The sequence below is a fragment of the Nocardioides currus genome, assembly GCF_003057875.1.
Lineage (GTDB): Bacteria > Actinomycetota > Actinomycetes > Propionibacteriales > Nocardioidaceae > Nocardioides > Nocardioides currus.
Map to the genome: position 1 here is coordinate 1033030 of NZ_PYXZ01000001.1, position 19229 is coordinate 1052258.

Annotated in this window: 18 protein-coding genes; 7 read left to right on the forward strand and 11 right to left on the reverse strand. The window is 70.9% G+C overall.

Annotated features, from left to right (window positions below; genetic code table 11):
* Window positions 1-45: 45 nt before the first annotated feature.
* The 6 genes from C7S10_RS04920 to C7S10_RS04945 are packed head-to-tail and all read right to left on the reverse strand — an operon-like array spanning window position 46 to window position 6020.
* Complete coding sequence (locus C7S10_RS04920; protein ID WP_108343210.1) at window positions 46-1350, reverse strand: lipopolysaccharide biosynthesis protein; 1305 nt, start codon at window positions 1348-1350, stop codon at window positions 46-48.
* A gap of 3 nt (window positions 1351-1353) precedes the next feature.
* Entirely contained in the window at window positions 1354-2034 is a 681-nt protein-coding gene (locus tag C7S10_RS04925) for a class I SAM-dependent methyltransferase (protein ID WP_108343211.1), read from the reverse strand.
* Window positions 2027-3322, reverse strand: a complete 1296-nt coding sequence (locus C7S10_RS04930; protein ID WP_108343212.1) for a nucleotide sugar dehydrogenase — start codon at window positions 3320-3322, stop codon at window positions 2027-2029. Before C7S10_RS04930 ends, C7S10_RS04925 begins: the two co-directional genes overlap by 8 nt.
* 12 nt (window positions 3323-3334) lie before the next feature.
* Entirely contained in the window at window positions 3335-4327 is a 993-nt protein-coding gene (locus C7S10_RS04935; protein WP_108343213.1) for a Gfo/Idh/MocA family protein, read from the reverse strand.
* Entirely contained in the window at window positions 4327-5421 is a 1095-nt protein-coding gene (locus C7S10_RS04940; RefSeq protein ID WP_108343214.1) for a DegT/DnrJ/EryC1/StrS family aminotransferase, read from the reverse strand. Before C7S10_RS04940 ends, C7S10_RS04935 begins: the two co-directional genes overlap by 1 nt.
* Window positions 5418-6020, reverse strand: a complete 603-nt coding sequence (locus C7S10_RS04945; RefSeq protein ID WP_108343215.1) for an acyltransferase — start codon at window positions 6018-6020, stop codon at window positions 5418-5420. Before C7S10_RS04945 ends, C7S10_RS04940 begins: the two co-directional genes overlap by 4 nt.
* Before the next feature lie 203 nt (window positions 6021-6223).
* Between C7S10_RS04945 and C7S10_RS04950 the strand changes: the two genes are divergently transcribed.
* Window positions 6224-7561 (forward strand): O-antigen ligase family protein, encoded by a 1338-nt coding sequence (locus C7S10_RS04950; protein WP_108343216.1) that lies wholly within the window; start codon window positions 6224-6226, stop codon window positions 7559-7561.
* On the opposite strand, the gene C7S10_RS04955 is transcribed toward C7S10_RS04950, so the two are convergent.
* Window positions 7527-9320, reverse strand: coding sequence for a nucleoside-diphosphate sugar epimerase/dehydratase (locus tag C7S10_RS04955; protein WP_108343217.1), 1794 nt, complete (start codon window positions 9318-9320; stop codon window positions 7527-7529). The two genes, C7S10_RS04950 and C7S10_RS04955, sit on opposite strands and share 35 nt — an antisense overlap.
* Window positions 9321-9461: 141 nt before the next feature.
* On the opposite strand from C7S10_RS04955, the gene C7S10_RS04960 reads away from it, so the two are divergent.
* Entirely contained in the window at window positions 9462-10547 is a 1086-nt protein-coding gene (locus C7S10_RS04960) for a glycosyltransferase (RefSeq protein ID WP_133176430.1), read from the forward strand.
* On the opposite strand, the gene C7S10_RS04965 is transcribed toward C7S10_RS04960, so the two are convergent.
* Window positions 10548-11945 (reverse strand): MFS transporter, encoded by a 1398-nt coding sequence (locus tag C7S10_RS04965; RefSeq protein WP_243395208.1) that lies wholly within the window; start codon window positions 11943-11945, stop codon window positions 10548-10550.
* 22 nt (window positions 11946-11967) lie between these two features.
* Here C7S10_RS04965 and C7S10_RS04970 point away from each other — a divergent pair, with 22 nt between their 5' ends.
* Window positions 11968-12828 (forward strand): GTP-binding protein LepA, encoded by an 861-nt coding sequence (locus C7S10_RS04970; protein ID WP_108343220.1) that lies wholly within the window; start codon window positions 11968-11970, stop codon window positions 12826-12828.
* A gap of 3 nt (window positions 12829-12831) precedes the next feature.
* On the opposite strand, the gene C7S10_RS04975 is transcribed toward C7S10_RS04970, so the two are convergent.
* The 3 genes from C7S10_RS04975 to C7S10_RS04985 all read right to left on the reverse strand — a co-directional run bounded on the left by C7S10_RS04975 (window position 12832) and on the right by C7S10_RS04985 (window position 15509).
* Window positions 12832-13404, reverse strand: coding sequence for a TetR/AcrR family transcriptional regulator (locus C7S10_RS04975; protein WP_108343221.1), 573 nt, complete (start codon window positions 13402-13404; stop codon window positions 12832-12834).
* Between the two features lie 35 nt (window positions 13405-13439).
* On the reverse strand, window positions 13440-14879 hold the full coding sequence (locus C7S10_RS04980) for a fatty acid desaturase (RefSeq protein ID WP_108343222.1): 1440 nt from the start codon (window positions 14877-14879) through the stop codon (window positions 13440-13442).
* Between the two features lie 87 nt (window positions 14880-14966).
* On the reverse strand, window positions 14967-15509 hold the full coding sequence (locus C7S10_RS04985; RefSeq protein WP_133176431.1) for a hypothetical protein: 543 nt from the start codon (window positions 15507-15509) through the stop codon (window positions 14967-14969).
* A gap of 169 nt (window positions 15510-15678) precedes the next feature.
* On the opposite strand from C7S10_RS04985, the gene C7S10_RS04990 reads away from it, so the two are divergent.
* The 4 genes from C7S10_RS04990 to C7S10_RS05005 form a co-directional block, all read left to right on the forward strand.
* The gene (locus C7S10_RS04990) at window positions 15679-16248 is read left to right on the forward strand and encodes a hypothetical protein (protein ID WP_108343224.1); all 570 of its coding nucleotides are present in this window, start codon (window positions 15679-15681) and stop codon (window positions 16246-16248) included.
* Window positions 16248-16583, forward strand: a complete 336-nt coding sequence (locus tag C7S10_RS04995) for a hypothetical protein (RefSeq protein WP_108343225.1) — start codon at window positions 16248-16250, stop codon at window positions 16581-16583. The genes C7S10_RS04990 and C7S10_RS04995 overlap by 1 nt, the downstream gene beginning before the upstream one ends.
* Complete coding sequence (locus tag C7S10_RS05000) at window positions 16576-17403, forward strand: hypothetical protein (protein WP_108343226.1); 828 nt, start codon at window positions 16576-16578, stop codon at window positions 17401-17403. Before C7S10_RS04995 ends, C7S10_RS05000 begins: the two co-directional genes overlap by 8 nt.
* A gap of 205 nt (window positions 17404-17608) precedes the next feature.
* The coding region (locus tag C7S10_RS05005; protein WP_114327780.1) for a cadherin-like domain-containing protein at window positions 17609-19229 on the forward strand (1621 nt) is incomplete at its 3' end.

Consider the following 19229-nt stretch of genomic DNA (forward strand, 5'->3'; position numbering starts at 1 on the left):
CCGGTCGCGGAGCCTCGGCAAGTAAACGGTGTGGCCACGACACGGTCAAATCTCCTGCCGCGGCGCCCGCGGGAGGTGGACGCGGGCCAGGACGAGCATGACGGCCATGGCGACGTACTCCCCAGCGGCCATGGCAACAGCGGCCCAGATGATGACGTCGTCGATGACTGGTGCGAGCGGAACGAGGGTGATCGGCGTCACCAGGCGGGCGCCCCAGGAAGCGGTGACCACGGCGGTGCTGCCCGTCGCCTGCAGCGCCGGCGACATCATCCGCGTGGTGGACAACGGGAGGACGGCGAGGAAGACGATGCACATGGCGACGGCGGCCGGTCGGTACTGGGCGCCCAGGACGAACGTGAGGCCGGGAACCACGAGGGGCAACGCCACGAGGGCACCGAGCTGGAGAAGGGCAGCGAACCGGATCGCGCTCCGGCCGATGCGACGACGCTCGTCGAGGCTCATCGATCGCGACCACCGGCTGTACAGGATCGGTGCCACCATGCCGACCAGCAGGTTGGGGCCGACGACGGCCAACGAGGCGACGCTGAACTGCCCCAGGTCGTCCACATCTGCGTCGAGGTGCTGCATGAGCCACAGGATCGTGAAGATCGCACCGCTGAGGAACACGGCCTGCACGAGCGTGTGGGCCGATTGCTGGCCGAGGACCCGGAACGCCGCGCGCCGGTCGGCGGGGACCGGCCCTTCGGGCGGAACTCCCACGACGCGCAGGAGGAGCAGCACGGTGGTGACGGAGACGACGGCCGAGGCAGCGAAGCTCGTCGGCAGGCTCCAGGCCCCTGACTCGACGCCGACCACCGTCACGACCATCAGGACGATCGGGGGGAGCGCCGTCACCCATGCAAACGCGACCCCGTCCGAGAGAGTGAGGACGATCCCACGCACCAGCGCCCAGTACGTCGTCGCGCCGGCGGCAAGGACGACCAGCGCGATGTTGGTGCTGAGCTCCCCTGGAAGGGTCACGCTGCGACCCAGGAGGTACCCGGTCGTGAGTACGGCCGAGACCAGGAAGACGAGCGGCGCGTAGCGAGCGGTGAGACGGAGAAGCGACTGTGTCGTGTACAGGCCCTTGTTGATGACGTAGATGAAGCCGCTGGGGAGGCCGAGGGTCAGGAACGCCACCTGCACATCCACCAGGCTCTTGTAGACCGCGAACTCACCCTGGACGTCCGGTCCGGCCACGCGTGCCAGCAGCGCCACGATGCCGAACGAGGCGGCAGCCCCCAGGGACTGGATGGCGACGAGCGGGGCGAGCTCGCGTCGATAGCTCACGCTGCCCGCGGGTGCGCGACGAGCCTGGCTTGCGGCGCCGTCGCGGCGCCGTCCCGCCATTGGTCAGTCCTTCCGGAACAGCACGAGCCGGTGGCTCAGCAGGGGCGGCACCTTCGAGAGCGCCTTGTAGGCCAGCGGCCAGCGTCCGACGCGACGACCGACGGGCGGCGCCAGCGTGACGCGGCGGGCGGTCATCTCCCCCTCGGGGAACAGCTCGCGCAGCTCGGGGACGGTCACCTTGCGCACGTCGGGGTTCTTCGGGTTGTTGACCGCGAAGTCGTAGGACAGGACGGCGCCGCCGGGCGCCGTCAGCTGCCACATCGTCTCGGCGACCCGACGGCGCAGGTCCGGGTCGAGGATCGAGGACAGGGTGGTGGACTGGAGGACGACGTCGAAGGGCTGCTCGAAGTCGATCTCGGCCGCGTCGCCCTCGAGGATCGTGGCGGCGGCGGGCAGGTTGACCCGCGCGGCCTCGCACCGCTCCGGCAGCAGGTCGACTCCGACGAGGTTGGCGGGGGCGACGCCCCACATCAGGAAGCGGACGAGGTTCATGCCCGAGCCGCAGCCGACCTCCAGGACGCGCAGGCCCTCGAACCCTCCGGGGTGCACGCCCACGACGAGGTTGCGCATGATGGCGTCCCGCTGGTGCAGCGCGAGGAAGGCGTCGTTGTGGTGCAGCCCGTAGATCGACCCGGTCGGCTCGCGTCGCGCGTAGCGCGCCTTGATCTCCTCGAGCTCACCCACGGGTCGAGCGCCCGATCGTGATGACCAGCTCGTCGGGGATCGCCAGCTCCAGGGCGGGCCGCCCGTTGAGCACGAGCCGCACCCCCGGGAGGTCGTCGGTCGTGACCTCGGCGTACGCCGCGTGGTCGGTCTGGATGATGGCGGCGTCCGTGGCCTCGCCGAGGTGGTAGGGGGTGAAGCCCATCGCGGCCAGCTCGTCGTCGGTGTACATCGGATCGTGGACCGACGCCACGGCCCCGAGACCCTCGAGCGCCTTGACCACGTCGAAGACACCGCTGAAGGCCGTCTCCTTCACCGCGCCGCGGTAGGCGGCCCCGAGGACCGCGACGCGCAGGCCGGTCAGGTCGCCGAGCCGGTCGGCAACCATCTTCACGGCGTGCGCCGGCATGGCGGCGTTGGCCGCGCGGGCCGCGCTGACGACGGTGGCGTCGGGGTCGCCGGAGAGGTAGAGCCGCGGGTAGACGGGGATGCAGTGGCCGCCGACGGAGATGCCGGGCTGGTGCAGGTGGCTGTAGGGCTGGGAGTTGGACGCCGCGATCACCTCGTGCACGTCGACGCCGACCTGCTCGGCGAACACCGCGAACTGGTTGGCCAGCCCGATGTTCACGTCGCGGTAGGTCGTCTCGGCGAGCTTGGCCATCTCGGCGGCCTCGGCCGAGCCGAGGTCCCACACGCCGTTGCCGCGGGCCAGGTCGGGCCGCTCGTCGAAGGTGAGCACCTGCTCGTAGAAGGCCGTCGCCGCCGCCGCGCCCTCCGTGCTCAGCCCGCCGACGAGCTTGGGATACTTCCGCAGGTCCTCGAAGACCCGACCGGTCAGCACCCGCTCCGGGGAGAAGACCACGTGGAAGTCGGTGCCCTCGGTCAGGCCGCTGCCCGCCTCGAGCGCCGGCTTCCAGCGGGTGCGGGTGGTGCCGACGGGCAGCGTGGTCTCGTAGACCACGAGGGTGCCGGTGCCCAGGTTGGCGGCGATGTCGCGGGTGGCGCTGTCCATCCACCCGAAGTCGGGCTTCCCCTCGCCGTCGACGAAGAGCGGCACGACGACCACGACGGCGTCGGCCGGCGGGATCGCCTCGGCGTAGCTCGTGGTCGCGCGGAGGCGACCGGCCGGCACCAGCCGGGCGAGGTGGTCGTCGAGGTGCGCCTCGCCGGGGAACGGCGCGCGGCCCTCGTTGACCGTCGCGACCGTCGGCTCGTGCACGTCGACGCCGATGACGTCGTGCCCGGCGTCGGCGAACTGGGCCGCGAGGGGCAGCCCGATCTTGCCGAGGCCGATGACTGCGATCTTCACGGGGGTGTCCTGTCAGCTTTCCAGGTCGACGGTGCGACGCTCGCGGGCCGACGTCAGGCAGGCCTCGGCCACGCGGACGGTCGCCATGCCCTCGCGCATGGTCACGACCTCGGCGTCGCGGCCCAGGACGGCATCGCGGAAGTTCTCGTGCTGCACGCGCAGCGGCTCGCGCTTGGGGATCGCGAAGCGGGTGATGTCACCCTCGCTGACCCCGCGGAACGACGCGACCTGGCTCCACTCCGTGGGCGTCACGCCGTTCTCGTGGAAGGTGAGGTCGCCGTGCAGGGTGTCGGCCACGAACGCGCCACGCTCACCGGTGACGACGGTCAGCCGCTCCTTCATGGGCGAGAGCCAGTTGACGAGGTGGCTGACCACGACACCGCTGGTGGTCGTGCCGGTGACGGAGATGAGGTCCTCGTGCTCGCGACCGCTCTTGTGGGCGGTGGAGGCCGAGACGGAGGAGTACGGCGACTGGAGCACCCACGCCGTGAGGTCGATGTCATGGGTGGCGAGGTCCTTGACGACCCCGACGTCCGCGATCCGGTTGGGGAACGGCCCCTGGCGCCGGGTGGCCACCTGGTAGATGTCGCCGAGCTCGCCGCCCGCCAGGCGCGCACGCAGCGACAGCAGGGCGGGGTTGCAGCGCTCGATGTGGCCGACGGCGTTGACCAGCCCGGCGTCCTCGAAGGCCGCGACCAGCTGGGCGCACTCGTCGCTGCTGGTGGCGAGCGGCTTCTCGATCAGCGTCGGCACCCCCGCGACCGCGAGCTTGAGGCCCGCGTCGAGGTGGTGGGCGGTCGGCACGGCGACGACCGCGAGGTCGAGGCCGAGCTCGATCAGCGCGTCGACCGAGTCGACGACCGTCGCGGTGCCGGCGACCCGGTGCACGTCCCCGGCGGGGTCGGCCACCCCGACGAGGTCGAGCTCGTCGATCTCGTGGAGGACGCGGGCGTGGTTGCGTCCCATCATCCCCAGGCCGAGCAGGCCTGCCCGCAGCGCGGCCATCAGGCGCCGGCCTTGGCGAGCTCGTTGACCGCGGTCACGATGCGCTCGAGGTCGTCCTGCGACACCGACGGGTGGACCGGCAGCGAGAGGCACTCGAGGGCGGCCTTCTCGGTCACCGGGAGGTCGTCGCCGGTGGCGAAGGGCGCCAGCCGGTGGTTGGGGATCGGGTAGAACATGCCCGAGCCGATGGCGTACTCGTCCTTCAGCGCGGCGGCGAGGCCGTCGCGGTCGTCGGGGACGCGGACGGTGTACTGGTGGTAGACGTGCACGGCGCCGTCGGCGACCGGCGGGGTCACGACGCCCTCGAGGTGGTCGGACAGGAACCGCGCGTTGGCCTGACGGGTGGCGGTCCACGCGTCGACCTTGGTCAGCTGCACGCGGCCGATGGCGGCGTGGATGTCGGTCATCCGGTTGTTGAGGCCGACGACCTCGTTCTCGTACTGCCTCAGCATTCCCTGGTTGCGGTAGAGCCGGACCTGGCGCTCGGTCTCGTCGTCGGCCACCGAGACCATGCCGCCCTCGCCCGAGGTCATGTTCTTGGTCGGGTAGAGCGAGAACATCGCGAACCGCCCGAAGGCACCGACGGGAGTGCCGTCCAGCGACGCCCCGTGGGCCTGGGCGGCATCCTCGAAGACCGCGAGGTCGTGCTGCTCGGCGAGCGCGGCGAAGCCGGTCATGTCGGCCGGGTGGCCGTACAGGTGCACCGGCATGACCGCCTTGGTGCGCTCGGTGATGCGCGACTCGACGCTGGCCGGGTCGAGGCAGAAGCTGTCGAGGTCGATGTCGGCGAAGACCGGGGTGGCGCCGGTGAGGGCCACCGAGTTGGCGGTGGCCGCGAAGGTGAACGAGGGCACGATGACCTCGTCGCCGCGGCCGATGCCCGAGGCCAGCAGGCCGAGGTGGAGCCCGGAGGTGCCGGAGTTGACGGCCACGCAGGCGCGCCCGAGGCCGAAGTGCTCGGCGTACTCCTGCTCGAAGGCCGCGACCTCGGGGCCCTGGGCGATCATGCCGCTGCGGAGCACGCGATCGACGGCCGCGCGCTCCTCGTCGCCGATCAGCGGCTTGGCGGGCGGGATGAATGCTGCGTCGGTCACGATTCCTCCAGGACGAGGCCGTCGGGGTCCTCCCGATAGCGCTCTCCGGTCTCGGGGCAGGTCCAGAGCCCGGGTGCGGACTCCTCCAGTCGCCGACCGGCCCGGCCGACCCAGCCGATGCGGGTCGCGGGCACGCCGGCGACGAGGGCGTGGTCGGGGACGTCCTTGGTGACGACCGATCCGGCGGCGACGAGCGCCCAGCGGCCGATGCGCACGGGCGCGACGCACACCGACCGCGCGCCGATAGCGGCGCCGTCGCCGATGTGGACGCCGACGGCCTCCCAGTCGGCGGCCGACTTCAGCGTCCCGTCGACGGACACCGCGCGCGGGTAGGTGTCGTTGGTCAGGACCACCGCGGGGCCGATGAAGACGCCGTCACCGAGGACGGCCGGCTCGTAGACGAGGGCGTAGTTCTGCAGCTTGCAGTTGTCGCCCATGCGCACGCCGGGGCCGACGTAGGCGCCGCGGCCGATCACGCAGTTCTCGCCGAGGACGGCGTCCTCGCGCACCTGCGCGAGGTGCCAGACCGAGGTACCGCCGCCGAGGGTGGCGGCGTCGGCGACGTCGGCGGACGCCTGGACGCGGGCGGGGCTACTCATGGGATGACACGTGTACAGGGTCCGATCGATCGAGGTCGGGGCCGAGTGTAACTGTGGGGAGGCATCAGTCCGGACCGCAGGCTGGCCCAGCGACATACCGCAGTCGCGTGGCCCCCTTGCCGTGCCACCGGCTAGCGTTCGTGCGGTGCACGACCCACCGCGGGTCAGGGACTTCGAGGAGCAGGACACCAGGTGCAGGACGCATGAACGGGTCATCGCCCGTCGCCCGCGCACATCGACGACTGGTGCCCGGTCCGCGGGGTGCAGCGCAGGCGGGCACGTGGTACGGCGCTCTGTGGTCGGTGGTGATCTGCCTCGACTACTTCCTCATCTCGTCCCCGCTCGTCTTCGAGCCCGTCTTCGACGAGTCGCTGCGGCGAGCGCTCCTGTGCACCAGCATCGCCTGCCTGGTCAGCATCACGCGGCTGCAGAGACCCCGTCTTCCGTGGTCCGTGGCTTGCTTCCTCGGCTTCGCGGTCGCCTCGATCGTGTGGTCTATCAATCGGGCTGCGACGTTGCACTTCGTCGGTCTCTACGTCGTCCTCGGGGTCCTGGCCGTGGTGGTCGCAGCAAATGTCGCAGCCCGCGTGATCGCGCACGGTGTTGTGCTCGGCGGTGTGCTCGTGGTCGTGACATCGATCTACGCCTACTGGCAGGAGATGCCCGGATCGGACGTCGCTCCCGGGTCGTCTGGTGTCCTCGCGGGCGTTGGTACCAACCGAAACATCCTTGCCTACACGATGATCCTCGCCTTCGCTTTCGCCGTCAGCTTCGTCCCGCGCCGGTGGCTGCTGCGGGTGGGCTGGTCACTCGCGATCGCCACCATCCTGACGGGGCTGCTGCTGGCCGAGTCCGCCACCGGCATCGCCTCGTCGGCTGCCCTCGCCGGAATGGCGATCGTGGTCGGGTCCCGCGACCGCCTGATCGCACGTGGCCGCCCCCCTGGCTGGCGCTACTGGGTCGCCCTGGTCGCGATCCTGCTCACCCTCGTCGCCGCGGGTCTTGGGTGGTACGAGGCCTTGCACCGCGACCTGCAGCGTGACTTCTCACTCACGGGCCGCGTGCAGATCTGGGAAGCGGCGTGGGAGACCAGCACCACCCACGCCCGATTGGTCGGCGAGGGCTGGGGCGCCGTCTGGCCGCACCCGTGGCGAGCTGCGCCGGCCAACGGGCCTTTCTTCGACATCAGCCAGTACATCGGGCATCCCGTCACCCACGGGCACAACTCCCTCTTCGACCTCCTGCCCGAGCTCGGTCTCGTGGGGGTGTTCCTGTTCGCCATGATCTATCTACAGTCGGTGGTGCGTGGACTCCGCCTGCGCCGAAGCACCGCGACTCCAGCGGCGCGTGAGACCGGACGGGTAGCGTTCCTCGGGGTGCTCGCCTTAGCGCTGGCGGGCGTCACCGAGCCGCTCTCGACGGTGCCGCTGGGCTTCTTCGTCGCCGTCCTGCTGGTGGCCACGGTCCACCGAGAGGTCGTGCCTGCACCGGAGCCCTCGACGCCGGCTACGACTCCCGATCGGGTCGAGTCGGCATCCTGAGGTCGTCGGGCGCGAGCGTGGGCACCGCGACGGTCCGGATCATCGGGTGGTCGGTGCTGCGCGACTGCTCCTCGTCGCCGAAGAGCTTCTCGTGCAGCTTCTCGCCCGTGCGCAGCCCGGTGAAGACGATCTCGATGCTGCGCGCGCCGGAGAGCCGGACCATCCGCTTGGCGACATCGAGGATCTTCACCGGCTCACCCATCTCCAGCACCATCACCTCGCCCGCACGGCCGATGGCGCCGGCCTGCACGACGAGCTCGCACGCCTCCGGGATGGTCATGAAGTAGCGCGTGACGTCGGGGTGGGTCACGGTGATGGGACCGCCGGCGGCGATCTGGGCGTTGAAGGTGTGCAGCATCGAGCCGCGGGAGCCCAGCACGTTGCCGAAGCGGACGGAGATGTAGGGGAGCCCGGTCTGCTCGGCCTGCCACGCGGTGAGCTGCTCGGCGGTGCGCTTCGTCAGGCCCAGCACGCTGGTGGCGTCGGCGGCCTTGTCGGTGGAGATGTTGACGAAGTGCTCGACGTCGAACTCAGCCGCCAGCGTCAGCAGGTTGAGCGTGCCGAGCACGTTGGTCTTCCAGCCCTCGTCGGGGAAGCGCTCGAGCATCGGCAGGTGCTTGAGCGCAGCCGCGTGGAAGACGATCTGCGGCTGGTGCTCGGCGAAGACGGCCCGCAGGCTCTCGAGGTCGCGGATGTCGACGAGGACGGTGTCGGGGTTGTCGAGCAGGCCGCGGCCGTAGACCGACAGCTGCACCGAGTGCAGTCCCGACTCGTCGCGGTCGAGCATGATCAGCGTGGCCGGTCCGAACTTGTGGACCTGGCGGGCCAGCTCGGATCCGATGGAGCCACCCGCGCCGGTGATCAGCACCCGCTTGCCCGTGAGGTAGCCGGCGATGGCGTTGAGGTCGGTCGCGACCTGATGGCGCCCGAGCACGTCGCCGATCTCGACGCGACGGATGTCGGCGACCTCGACCTGGCCGCCGATGAGCTCGTTGACCCGCGGCAGCACGAAGAAGTCGAGCTCGGCGTCCTGGGCCCGCTCCTGCACCTCACCGATCAGGGCACCACTGGCGTTGGGTACGGCGAAGACGACCGCGCGAGCGTCGTAGTCCTCCGCGATCTCGCCGAGCGCGTCGCCGCTGCCCAGCACGGGCACGCCGTGGATGCGGAGGTGGCGCTTGCCGGGGTTGTCGTCGACGTACCCCACGACGCGGAACGCGAGGTCGGACTGGTTGCGCAGCAGGTTGGCCACCTGGCGACCGGCCTCGCCGGCGCCGTAGATGATCACGTTCGCGAGCTCGCCCTGGCCGCCGGTCTCGGAGCGGTCGCGGAACGCGCGGTAGAGCCAGCGGCTCGCGGCGGACAGGAGCAGCGCGACGGGCGGGACGAGGACCGGGATGCTGCGCGGCAGGCCGGGGTAGACGAGGGGCTGGAGCACGATCGCCAGGGCCGAGACCGCGCCGACGTGCAGGGCCAGCCCGAGGGCCTCGTCGAACGAGCCGACGAGGAAGCGGCCGCGGTAGAACTTCGAGGCGTAGCCGGTGGCCACCAGCAGGATGCCGACGGCGATCCAGTAGCGCAGCACGGAGGCCGACTCGACGTCGGTGATCGCGAAGTCCAGCCGGATGCCGATGATGAGTCCGAGCGCGAGCGTCCAGGCCAGGACGTCGAGGGCGGCGAGCACCCCGCGACGCACCCACGGCGTGTCGAAGGCGGCCCGTGGGATCGACCCACGGACACCTGGTCGCTGCGTGTCCATCAATCCCCCGCTGACAACTTCATCCACTTCGTGAGGAGCGATGGTAGCGCCACCGACCCGGCGCAGCCGAAGCGGCGACATGGCAGCGACCGGCGGCCGCTATCGTTCGACGTCGTGCCGCCCGACCCCGGAGTGGAGTCCATGCCCAGCAACCCTGACGCCGCCACCAGCCTCGGCGAGGTACTCGCCCGCGTCGGCGTCGAGCGGCCCGCGGCAGCGCCGGGCGACACCTTCCTCACCGTCGTGATGCGCACCCAGGGACGTCGGCTCCCGTGCCTGGCCGAGGCGCTCGAAGCGCTCGCGACGCAGACCGACCAGGACTTCGAGGTGGTCCTCGTCCGGCACCGCATCGAGGCCGCCATGGTGGCCGGTGTCGACGCCACCGTCGCCGCGCAGGACGTGGCACTGCGCGAGAAGGTCCGCGTCCTCGACCTCGACACGGGGGCCCGCGGCGCCCCGCTCAACCTGGGCTTCCGTGAGGCGCGGGGCAGCTACGTCGTGATCCTCGACGACGACGACCTGGTGCTCCCCGACTGGGTCGCCACCTTCCGCGAGCTGCACGACGCGCACCCCGGCCGGGCGCTGCGGGCGGCCGCTCTGCGCCAGGACGTCGACGCCGTGGTCGAGGACGGCCAGGCCCGCGCCGTACCCGCCGGCGAGCCGTACGAGTTCTGGCCGAAGCCCTTCCACCTGCTCGACCACCTGCTGATGAACGGCACGCCCCCGATGACGATCGCCTTCCCGCGGACGGTCTTCCACGACCTCGGCGAGCACTTCGACGAGGAGCTCGACACCACCGAGGACTGGGACTTCCTGCTGCGGGCCGTCACCCTGGTCGGCGTCGCCAACACCGACCGCCCGACCGCGCTCTACCGCTGGTGGCGCGCCGGCCAGTCCTCGCACCACGTGCACGACGACGCCCACTGGGCCGCCAACCACGCCCTCGTCCAGCGCCGCCTCGACGACCGCGTCCTGCTGATGCCGCACGGCACGGTGCAACGGCTCCAGGAGCTGGTCGAGCTGCCCCGGGTCGAGCACGCGGAGGTCCTCGCCGAGCGCGACCGGCTCAGCGCCGAGAACGCGGCGCTGGCCGAGCAGGTGGCCGACCTCAAGGAGCGGCTCGCCCGCAAGCGCCGCCAGGTCAGGCAGCTCGAGCGACAGTACGAGCGGCAGGGCGAGCCCGAGGAGCAACCGAGGCCGCGACGGTTCGGACGACGCCGCGACTGATCACTCCTGCGGCAGCTCGTGGGGGATGGTCAGCCACGAGACGACGCCGCCGAGGGCGAGGAGGGCGGCGCAGGCCAGCATCGCGGTGGGGTACGCCGCGTCGAAGACCAGTGGATCGGCGTAGTCGGCGCCGGAGAGCCCGACCGCGGTCGGCAGCGCGGCGACGGCCATCAGCGACCCGGCCCGCGCCACCGCGTTGTTGATGCCGCTCGCGATCCCGGCCTTGTCGTCGGGGGCGGCGGCCAGCACGGTCGCGGTCAGCGGCGCGACCATGAGGGCCAGCCCGAGCCCGAAGACGGTGATGCCGGGCAGGACGCCGAGCCAGTAGTTCACGTCCTCGTCGACACCGAGGATGAGGAGGGTGCCGCCGGCCATCACCAGCGGCCCGAACGTCATCGGGATCCGCGGCCCGATGCGGCTCCCGAGCTCGCCGCCCTTGGCCGCGAGGAAGAGCATGCAGATGGTGATCGGCAGGGTCGCCAGTCCGGCCTCGAGGGCGTTGTAGTCCGCGACGGTCTGGAGCTGGAGGACCAGGAAGAAGGAGACGGCGCCGAGTGCGGCGTACACCAGGAACGTCATCGCGTTGGACGCGCTGAACGTGCGGTCGCGGTAGAGCCCCAGCGGCATCATCGGCTGCTTCTCCGAGCGCTCGAGCAGCAGGAACGCGACGCTCGCGATCACGCCCGCCGCGGCCGCCCACGGCGCGCCGTCGCTGCCCCAGTCGATGAGGGCGTAGGTGATGCCGCCGAGGGCGAGCGAGGCGAGGACCGCGCCGAGCAGGTCGAAGTGCCCGGTCGCCGTCGGGTCGCGCGTCTCGGGTACGGCGCGCCAGGCGATCATCACCGTCGCCACCGCGAGCGGCAGGTTGATCAGGAAGATCCACCGCCACGACGCGTGGTCGACGAGCACCCCGCCGACGAACGGCCCGATCGCGGCCGCGACACCGCCCAGGCCGGACCAGGCCCCGATCGCCTTGCCGCGGTCGTCGTGCACGAACGCGCCCTGGATCATGGCCAGGCTGGCCGGGGTGAGCAGCGCGCCGCCGACACCCTGGAGGATCCGGGCGGCGATCAGGGTCTCGGCGTTGGGGGCGATGCCGCACAGCACGCTGGCGAGCGCGAACCACACCGTTCCGACGATGAACATCCGTCGCCGCCCGAGCCGGTCGCCCAACGAGCCGCCGAGCAGGATCAGCGAGGCGAGCGAGACGAGGTAGCCGTTGTTGATCCACTGGAGCTCGGCCAGGGAGGCGTCGAGGTCCTCACCGATCGTGCGCAGCGCGACGTTGACCACGCTGCCGTCCAGCCAGGTCATGCCGGAGCCGAGCACCGCCGCGGCGATGACGGCGCGACCGCCGGGTGTGCCCATGCGGAGGCCGGCCGGCTGCGAAGTCGTCACGGACCGACAATAGGATGCGGCGATGACTCGACCGCGACTTCTCGAGGACCGTCTCGCGGAGCACGTCGAGAGGCTGGGCGAGGAGCACCCGCCGATCGACCTCGCGAGCGTCGACTTCACGGTGCACGACCCGGAGGGCTTCTCGCGGCGGTTCGGCCACGTCCTCGACTACATGGCGCGCGTCGAGCTCGAGGTCGACCGCAACGTGCTCGAGCTGATGACCATGCTGCCCGACCCGCCCGAGGTCGACCGCCGCTTCTACGCCGACGTCTGGCAGCCGCAGGAGATCCGCCACGGCCTGATCCTCGACGAGCTCCAGGTGCGGGTCGGGCGTCCGCCCGCCACGCCCGACACCGACTCGGTCGGCGCGAAGATCAAGGTCCTCGGGGCGCTGGGTCGCATCGACGCGCTCCAGGACGTGAGCCGGATGCTCTACTACCTCACCGGCATGGCCACCGAGCGCTCGGCCGTGCTGGCCTACAACCTGCTCCACGACGGCGTGACGGAACTGGGCGAGACCGCGGTCGCGGCGACCGTCGTCGCCCCGATCCGCCGCCAGGAGCCCGGGCACTACGCCTTCTACAAGATGTCGTCCCAGGGCCTCGCGCCGCAGCTCGCCGGGTGGCAGCGCTGGCTCGTGCGCCGCCTGCGCACCTTGTCGTTCGCGCCGGTCGGCGTCAACGACGACGAGCAGCGCGCCGACTTCGGCGAGGTGATGATGGCGCTCGGCATCGACCGTGACCTCGAGTCCTTCGCGGAGACGATCGCCCGGGTGGAGCGCGACCTGCTGTGGGCGCGGGAGGCGGGCATGAAGGTCCCGCCGTACGTCGTCGCGGGTTTCCGCTCCGCCGTCGAGGCCGCGCAGGAGCGGCGCGCGAGCTGAGGGTCAGCCCTCGAGGACGCGGCGGGCGACGAAGCCCAGGCTGGCGGCCGTGCGGGCCGGGGTGCCGCTCGGCGCCATCACGTGGCTCAGCACGACCCGGACGACCATGTCGATGGCGCCGTCGAGCTCGGCCGGCGTGAGCGGCGGGTCGTAGGCGCCGACGCGGTCGCGGAGCACGAGCTTGGCCAGCTCGAGCAGCTGCGTCGAGTGGGTGGTCAGGAGTGGCAGCAGCTCGGTGTCGGCGCCGTGGGTCGCCGAGACGACCGCGTGCAGCAGCCGGTTGTCCTGCGCCAGCTCGAGGACGGCCAGGATCGCCGCCTCGACCGCGTCGGGCAGGTCGTCGGGGTGCTCGTCGAAGGCGTCGGTGACCCGGGCCAGGAAGCGCTCGAGCTCGGAGAGGATCATCGCCTCGGCCAGGGCGTTCTTGGTGCCGATCTCGTTGTAGACGGTCTGCCGGCTGACGCCGACGGCGTCGGCCAGGCGCGACATAGTGACCCGCGCCCAGCCCTCGCCGGTCGTCATCACGACGGCGGCGGCGATCATCCGCTCGCGCAGCGTGTCCCCCTCGGCCGTCATGGCCCGCAGTCTAGGGACCGCGGCGGGAGGGCCGCCTACGCCCGCGACGGCTCCGGGTCGAACGGCACGAAGTCGGACTTGTCGCGCACGCCGCAGTCGGGGCAGCACCAGTCGAGGGGCACGTCGCGCCAGGCCGTGCCGGCCGCGAAGCCCTCGTGCTCGTCGCCGGCGGCCACCTCGTAGACGTAGCCGCAGCCCGGGCACCTGGCCGCGAGCACCTCGGCCGTCGGGTCGAGTGCGGAACCCGTCGCATCCGCCGCGGGGCCGCGCACTCGACCTGCCGATCCGTAACGGCGCAGGTAGGTCTCGCGCTTGCGCGGGCTGATGTTGGCGAGCGACACGTCCCCGCCGAAGTGGTCGACCACGCGCTGGTCCATCACCCGGCGCCACACGGCGGGCACGATGGCCAGCACGATCATCCCGGCGTAGCCGGTCGGCAGGACCGGCGACTCCTCGAAGTCGCGCAGCGCCTGGTAGCGCCTGGTCGGGTTGGCGTGGTGGTCGCTGTGGCGCTGCAGGTGGTAGAGCAGCACGTTGGTGGCGATGTTGTTGGAGTTCCAGCTGTGGCTGGGCAGCACCCGCTCGTAGCGCTGGCGCTCGCCGACGCCGACCTTCTGCCGGAGCATGCCGTAGTGCTCCATGTAGTTGACGACCTCGAGCAGCGAGAAGCCGACGACCGCCTGGATCAGGAGGTACGGCGCGATGCCGACCCCGAGCCACGCGATCATCGCGCCCCACAGCACCGCGGTCATCACCCACGCGTTGAGCACGTCGTTGCCGAGCCGGAAGGGGTGCTGCTTCTTCCGGGCGTAGCGCCGCTTCTCGATCCGCCAGGCCGACTTCAGGGAGCCCAGCACCGTGCGCGGCCAGAACTGGTAGAAGTTCTCGCCGAGCCGGCTGCTCGCCGGGTCCTCGGGGGTCGCGACGCGGACGTGGTGGCCGCGGTTGTGCTCGATGTAGAAGTGGCCGTAGGCGACCTGCGCGAGCGCGATCTTGGACAACCAGCGCTCGTTGGCCTCCTTCTTGTGGCCGAGCTCGTGGGCGGTGTTGATGCCGATGCCGCCGATCACCCCGATCGAGATCGCGAGCCCGACCTTGTCGAGCGTCGAGAGCCCGCCGAGCACGTCGGGGTGCGCCAGCGCGTAGAAGGCGCCGACGAACCCGGCGTACTGGATCGGCAGGAACAGGTAGGTGATCCAGCGGTAGTACTTGTCGTTCTCGAGCGCCTCGATGACGTCGTCGGGCGGGTTGGCCCGGTCGAGGCCGACCACGAGGTCGATCGCCGGCACGACGCCGAGCACCACGATCGGGCCGAGCCAGAACCACACGCTCCAGCCGGTCAGGACGTGCAGGCCGGCGCCGGCGAACGCGAGGCTCGGCACCACCAGGCCGATCAGCCACAGGTAGCGCTTCTTGTCGTGCCAGGCCTCGGTGGAGCCCTGCGGGACCGTGGCGCCGTCGGTGGGTGTCGGCATCGGGCGTGACCTCCTGGTCGAGCGAACTTTACAAGACCATACGATTTGTAAACTTCGCTGACAAGGGTCGCACGGGGCGCGCGAGACTCAGGAGACGCTCGGGGCCGCCCCCGCCAGCTCGACCAGCGCGTCCTGCACGAGGTCGGGCGAGGTCGCGGTGGTGGGTCCGACCCGGACGCCGATCACCCGGCCGTCCTCCGCCTCCAGGGCGAGCTGGGAGAGGCCGACGTCACCGTCGCGGACGTAGGCACAGGCCCGCTCACCGCCAGGCACCTCGATCGAGGACTGGTAGCCCGAAGCCGGCTTGATCGCCTCGAGCGTGCTGCACGCCTCGTCGAGGGAGCCCGACTCGCTCGCCACGACGACGACACCCTCGGGTCCCTCCCACGAGCACCCTCCCAGGCCCTCGGCCGCCGCGGTGTCGGACGACCAGCCCAGGCTCTCGATCACGCTCGCCGAGATGACCTCGTCGCACGCACCCGCCGACGGCGTCGAGGTGTCGGAGGACGACGGCGACGCGGGCGACTGGTCGGGGTCCGGACCGTCTGCGCTGTCGTTGGAGCAGGACGTCAGGGCCACGGCGACCAGGACGAGGGCGGCCGATCTAGTTCCACGCAGATGTGTCCACATGGCGCGCATCCTGCCCCTCGAGGCCCCGGGCAAACCACGCGTGCTGACCCCGCGCGCGAGGCGGGCCGATCGCACGGCCGGGCTTCGACCAATTCGTCGTCCGGGTGTTTGCCGCCGGACGTCGCGGGGCACACGGCTCCCACATCGACGACCAACCGGAAGGCACCTGATGGCCACCTCCACCGAGGAGCGACTGGAGCTCCTGAGGAAATACGACAGCTCCGGCTCCTACGCCAGCAACGACCCCGCGACGGGGCAGGACCCGACCGGTCGAGTGCAGGTCACGGTCGACCCGAGCAACCGGGTGACGAACGTGCAGGTGGCCACCCTGGACGACGGGCTCCGCAGCCCCGGCGCCCTCGCGATCGCCGTACGCGACGCCTTCGACGACGCCAGCGTCCAGCGCCACCTGGCGGGACGCGCCGGCCGGCCCGCCTCGACCGCGCCCCGCACCGTCGAGGTGCCGGTCCGCCCGACCCGTCGGCCACAGATGGACCCCAACCCCAACCGCCAGCCCAACCTGGACCTGCTCCGGGACCGTGGACACACCCCCGACCTCACCATCTCGGCCGTCGGGATCTCGCGCAACGAGTGCGTGCAGGTGACCCTGCTGCCCGCGAGCTCGGCCGGTGAGGTGGAGGTCGTCGAGCCGGGGTGGCTGGCCAACGCCAGCACCGGGCAGGTGTCCAACGCTCTGACCGAGGCCTTCGAGGCCGCCTACGAGAATCGAGGAAACTGATGGGTGACTACGGGACATTCACCGTCCAGAGCAACAAGCTGCGCGAGGCGGCCGACATCTGGAGCGACTGCGCCGCCGACACTTGGCGCGTCTACACCGACATCCACCCGGCCGAGGGACAGGGCTCCAAGTTCGGGGTCCTGGCCGGCTCGAGCGGCGTGTCCGACTCCTTCGACACGTGGATCGCCGCGATGTGCCTGGCCACCCACACGGCGTCGAAGAACTTCTACTACCTCAAGGTCGCGCTCGAGTCGACCGCCAACGGATACGACGGCGCCGACGACACCGCCGCCACGTCCGCCGAGACCCTGGACAGGATGATCGACAATGGCTGACCCGACCACGTTCAGCGACCTCTGGGTCCAGTTCGGCGAGGAGTGGGACAAGTTCCAGGAGGACTACTGGGACAACATCGACAAGTGCGTCAAGACCATCAACGACGCGCTCAGCGGTGTCGGCCAGTTCCTCGACGACATCCTGCCGGGCGAGAACAAGGCCGAGATGGCCTGCGACAAGTGGAACGACGAGATCTGGCCCGCGCTGCGCGACGGCTACCAGGAGATCGTCGACAAGGTCGAGGACGCCGTCAACGACCTCGCCGGCAACCCGCTCGACATGCAGAACTACGCCGAGGCCTTCGTCACCGCCAAGGCCGACCTGTCGACCCAGCGCGGCTACCTCGAGGCATCGCGTGGCATCACCGAGAGCTGGACCGGCGAGGCCTTCATCAAGTACGACGTCGTCTCCGGTGAGCAGTACGACGCCCTGAAGCTGCTCGGCGACGCGCTCACCGAGGGAGGCAAGCTGACCAGTGCGGCGGCCAAGAAGATCCTGCAGCTGTGGGCCGACCTGATCCACCAGTTCGCCAGCTTCTACACCGACATCTTGAACATCCTCTCGGAGGGCACCTCCGTCGAGAACATCTTCAGCTTCGAGGTCCCGGTGATCATCTCCGCGATCGCCAAGGTGTGGCAGAAGGTCGCCGACATCACCAAGCTGCTGCTCGACTTCATGCTCGCCCAGGCCACGACCGACACCACCGACTGGCTCAGCCTCGCGTCGGGCAGCGGCGGGCTCCCGAACAACGAGTGGCCGCCCATCTCGGAGAGCGCCAGCGACACCATCAACGACCCCAACAACTGGGGCGCGAAGTAGCTCACCGGCGCCCTGCCCGGACGGTCCTCGCGTCCGGGCAGGCAACAGCCCAGCCACTCGATCTCCACAAGATTGCACGGAATCCCGGTATCCCCACGACCGCTGAACGGCGCCCCTAGCCTCCGAAACGGCTACCGCGACATCTCCGGGGCCCCCGACATCGTCGGGGGACGCGTGAGCCCTCATCGCTCACTAGGGGAATGTCGTGACCACACGTCTCGCTGCCATCCTCGTCACGACGGTCGTCGTGGCAGGCGTGGCGCCCGCTGCCCAGGCAGCGGACCAGAAGAATCCGTTCGTCAAGCCGGCCGCGCACACGATCTCGCACAAGATCGTCGCCGCCGACGCCCGTCCGGACGTCTACACCGTCCGCGAGGACCAGCGCCTGGTCCTCGGGCCCGGCAAGGGCCTGCTCGCCAACGACCGCGGCGCGCTCCGTGCCGGGGACCTCAAGCACCTCAGCGGCGTCGGCAAGGGCGTCCTCAAGCCCAACGGGGCCTTCGTCTTCACGCCCAAGCCGGCCAGCCACGGCCTCGAGGTCTTCTCGTACGGCGTGAGTGGCGCCCACGGCACCGACCGCGCCTCGATCCGGGTGCGCGTCCTCTACGTCAACGACGCCCCGTCGTTCGTGATGGAGTCGCTGCCGGGCGGCCTGAGCGCCACCGAGGACACCGGCTCGGCGCCGGTCAAGGTCGTCACCAGCACGTCCCCCGCGCCGGTCGGCCAGCGTGAGCTCAACCAGCGCGTGAAGGTCAAGGTCACCACCAATAACACCGCCATGTTCGCCAAGCAGCCCTCGATCGACAAGCAGGGGATGCTCACCTACACCTTGGCCAAGGACGCCTCCGGGACCGCGACCCTGGTCCTCACGCCGAGGGACAGCGGCGGCCGCGGAAACGGCGGTCGTGACACAGGTGCCTCCCGCACGCTGGTGCTCACCGTGGCCAACGTCAACGACGCGCCGGTCCTCCAGCGGGTCGACGCGACGCTCCCCGCCGTCGTCGGCGCGCCGGTCACCCTGACCGCCGTCGCCACCGACGTCGACCCCGGTGACGTCTTGGCCTACTCCTTCGACTGCGACGGCGACGGCGTCTTCGAGGTCGGCCCGCAGGCCGCCGCCACGACCACCTGCACGTTCGCGACCGTCGGCGACCACACCGTCACCGCGCTGGTGACCGACCAGGCCGGCGCCACCTCCACCAAGCAGCTCGTGGTCGCGGTGCAGGCCAAGGCCGACGTGGCCCCGACCGCCGTGGCCGACAGTGCCACCATCGCCGAGGACGCACCCGCGACCGGGATCGACGTGCTCGCCAACGACACCGATCCGGACGGCGGCCCGAAGGCCGTCACCGCCGCCACCCAGCCCGCCCACGGCACGGTCGTCGTCGCGGCCGACGGCAGCGGACTGACCTACAAGCCGAACGCCGACTACAACGGCGCCGACTCCTTCACCTACACGGTCAACGGCGGCTCCACCGCCACCGTCTCGATGACCGTCTCCGCCGTCGACGACAAGCCCGTCGCCCACGACGACGCGATCACCGTCGACGAGGACGCGCCGGCCACGGCGGTCGACGTGGTGGCCAACGACACCGACATCGACGGCGGCCCGAAGGTCGTCGCCTCGGTCAGCGAGGCCGAGCACGGCACGGTCGTGCTGGCCGCCGGCGCGGTGACCTACCGCCCCGACGCCGACTACAACGGCGCCGACTCCTTCACCTACACCCTCAACGGCGGCTCGACCGCGAGGGTCGCGGTCACGGTGACCGACCTCGACGACGCGCCGGTCGCGCACGACGACGAGCTGACCGTCGAGGAGGACGCCG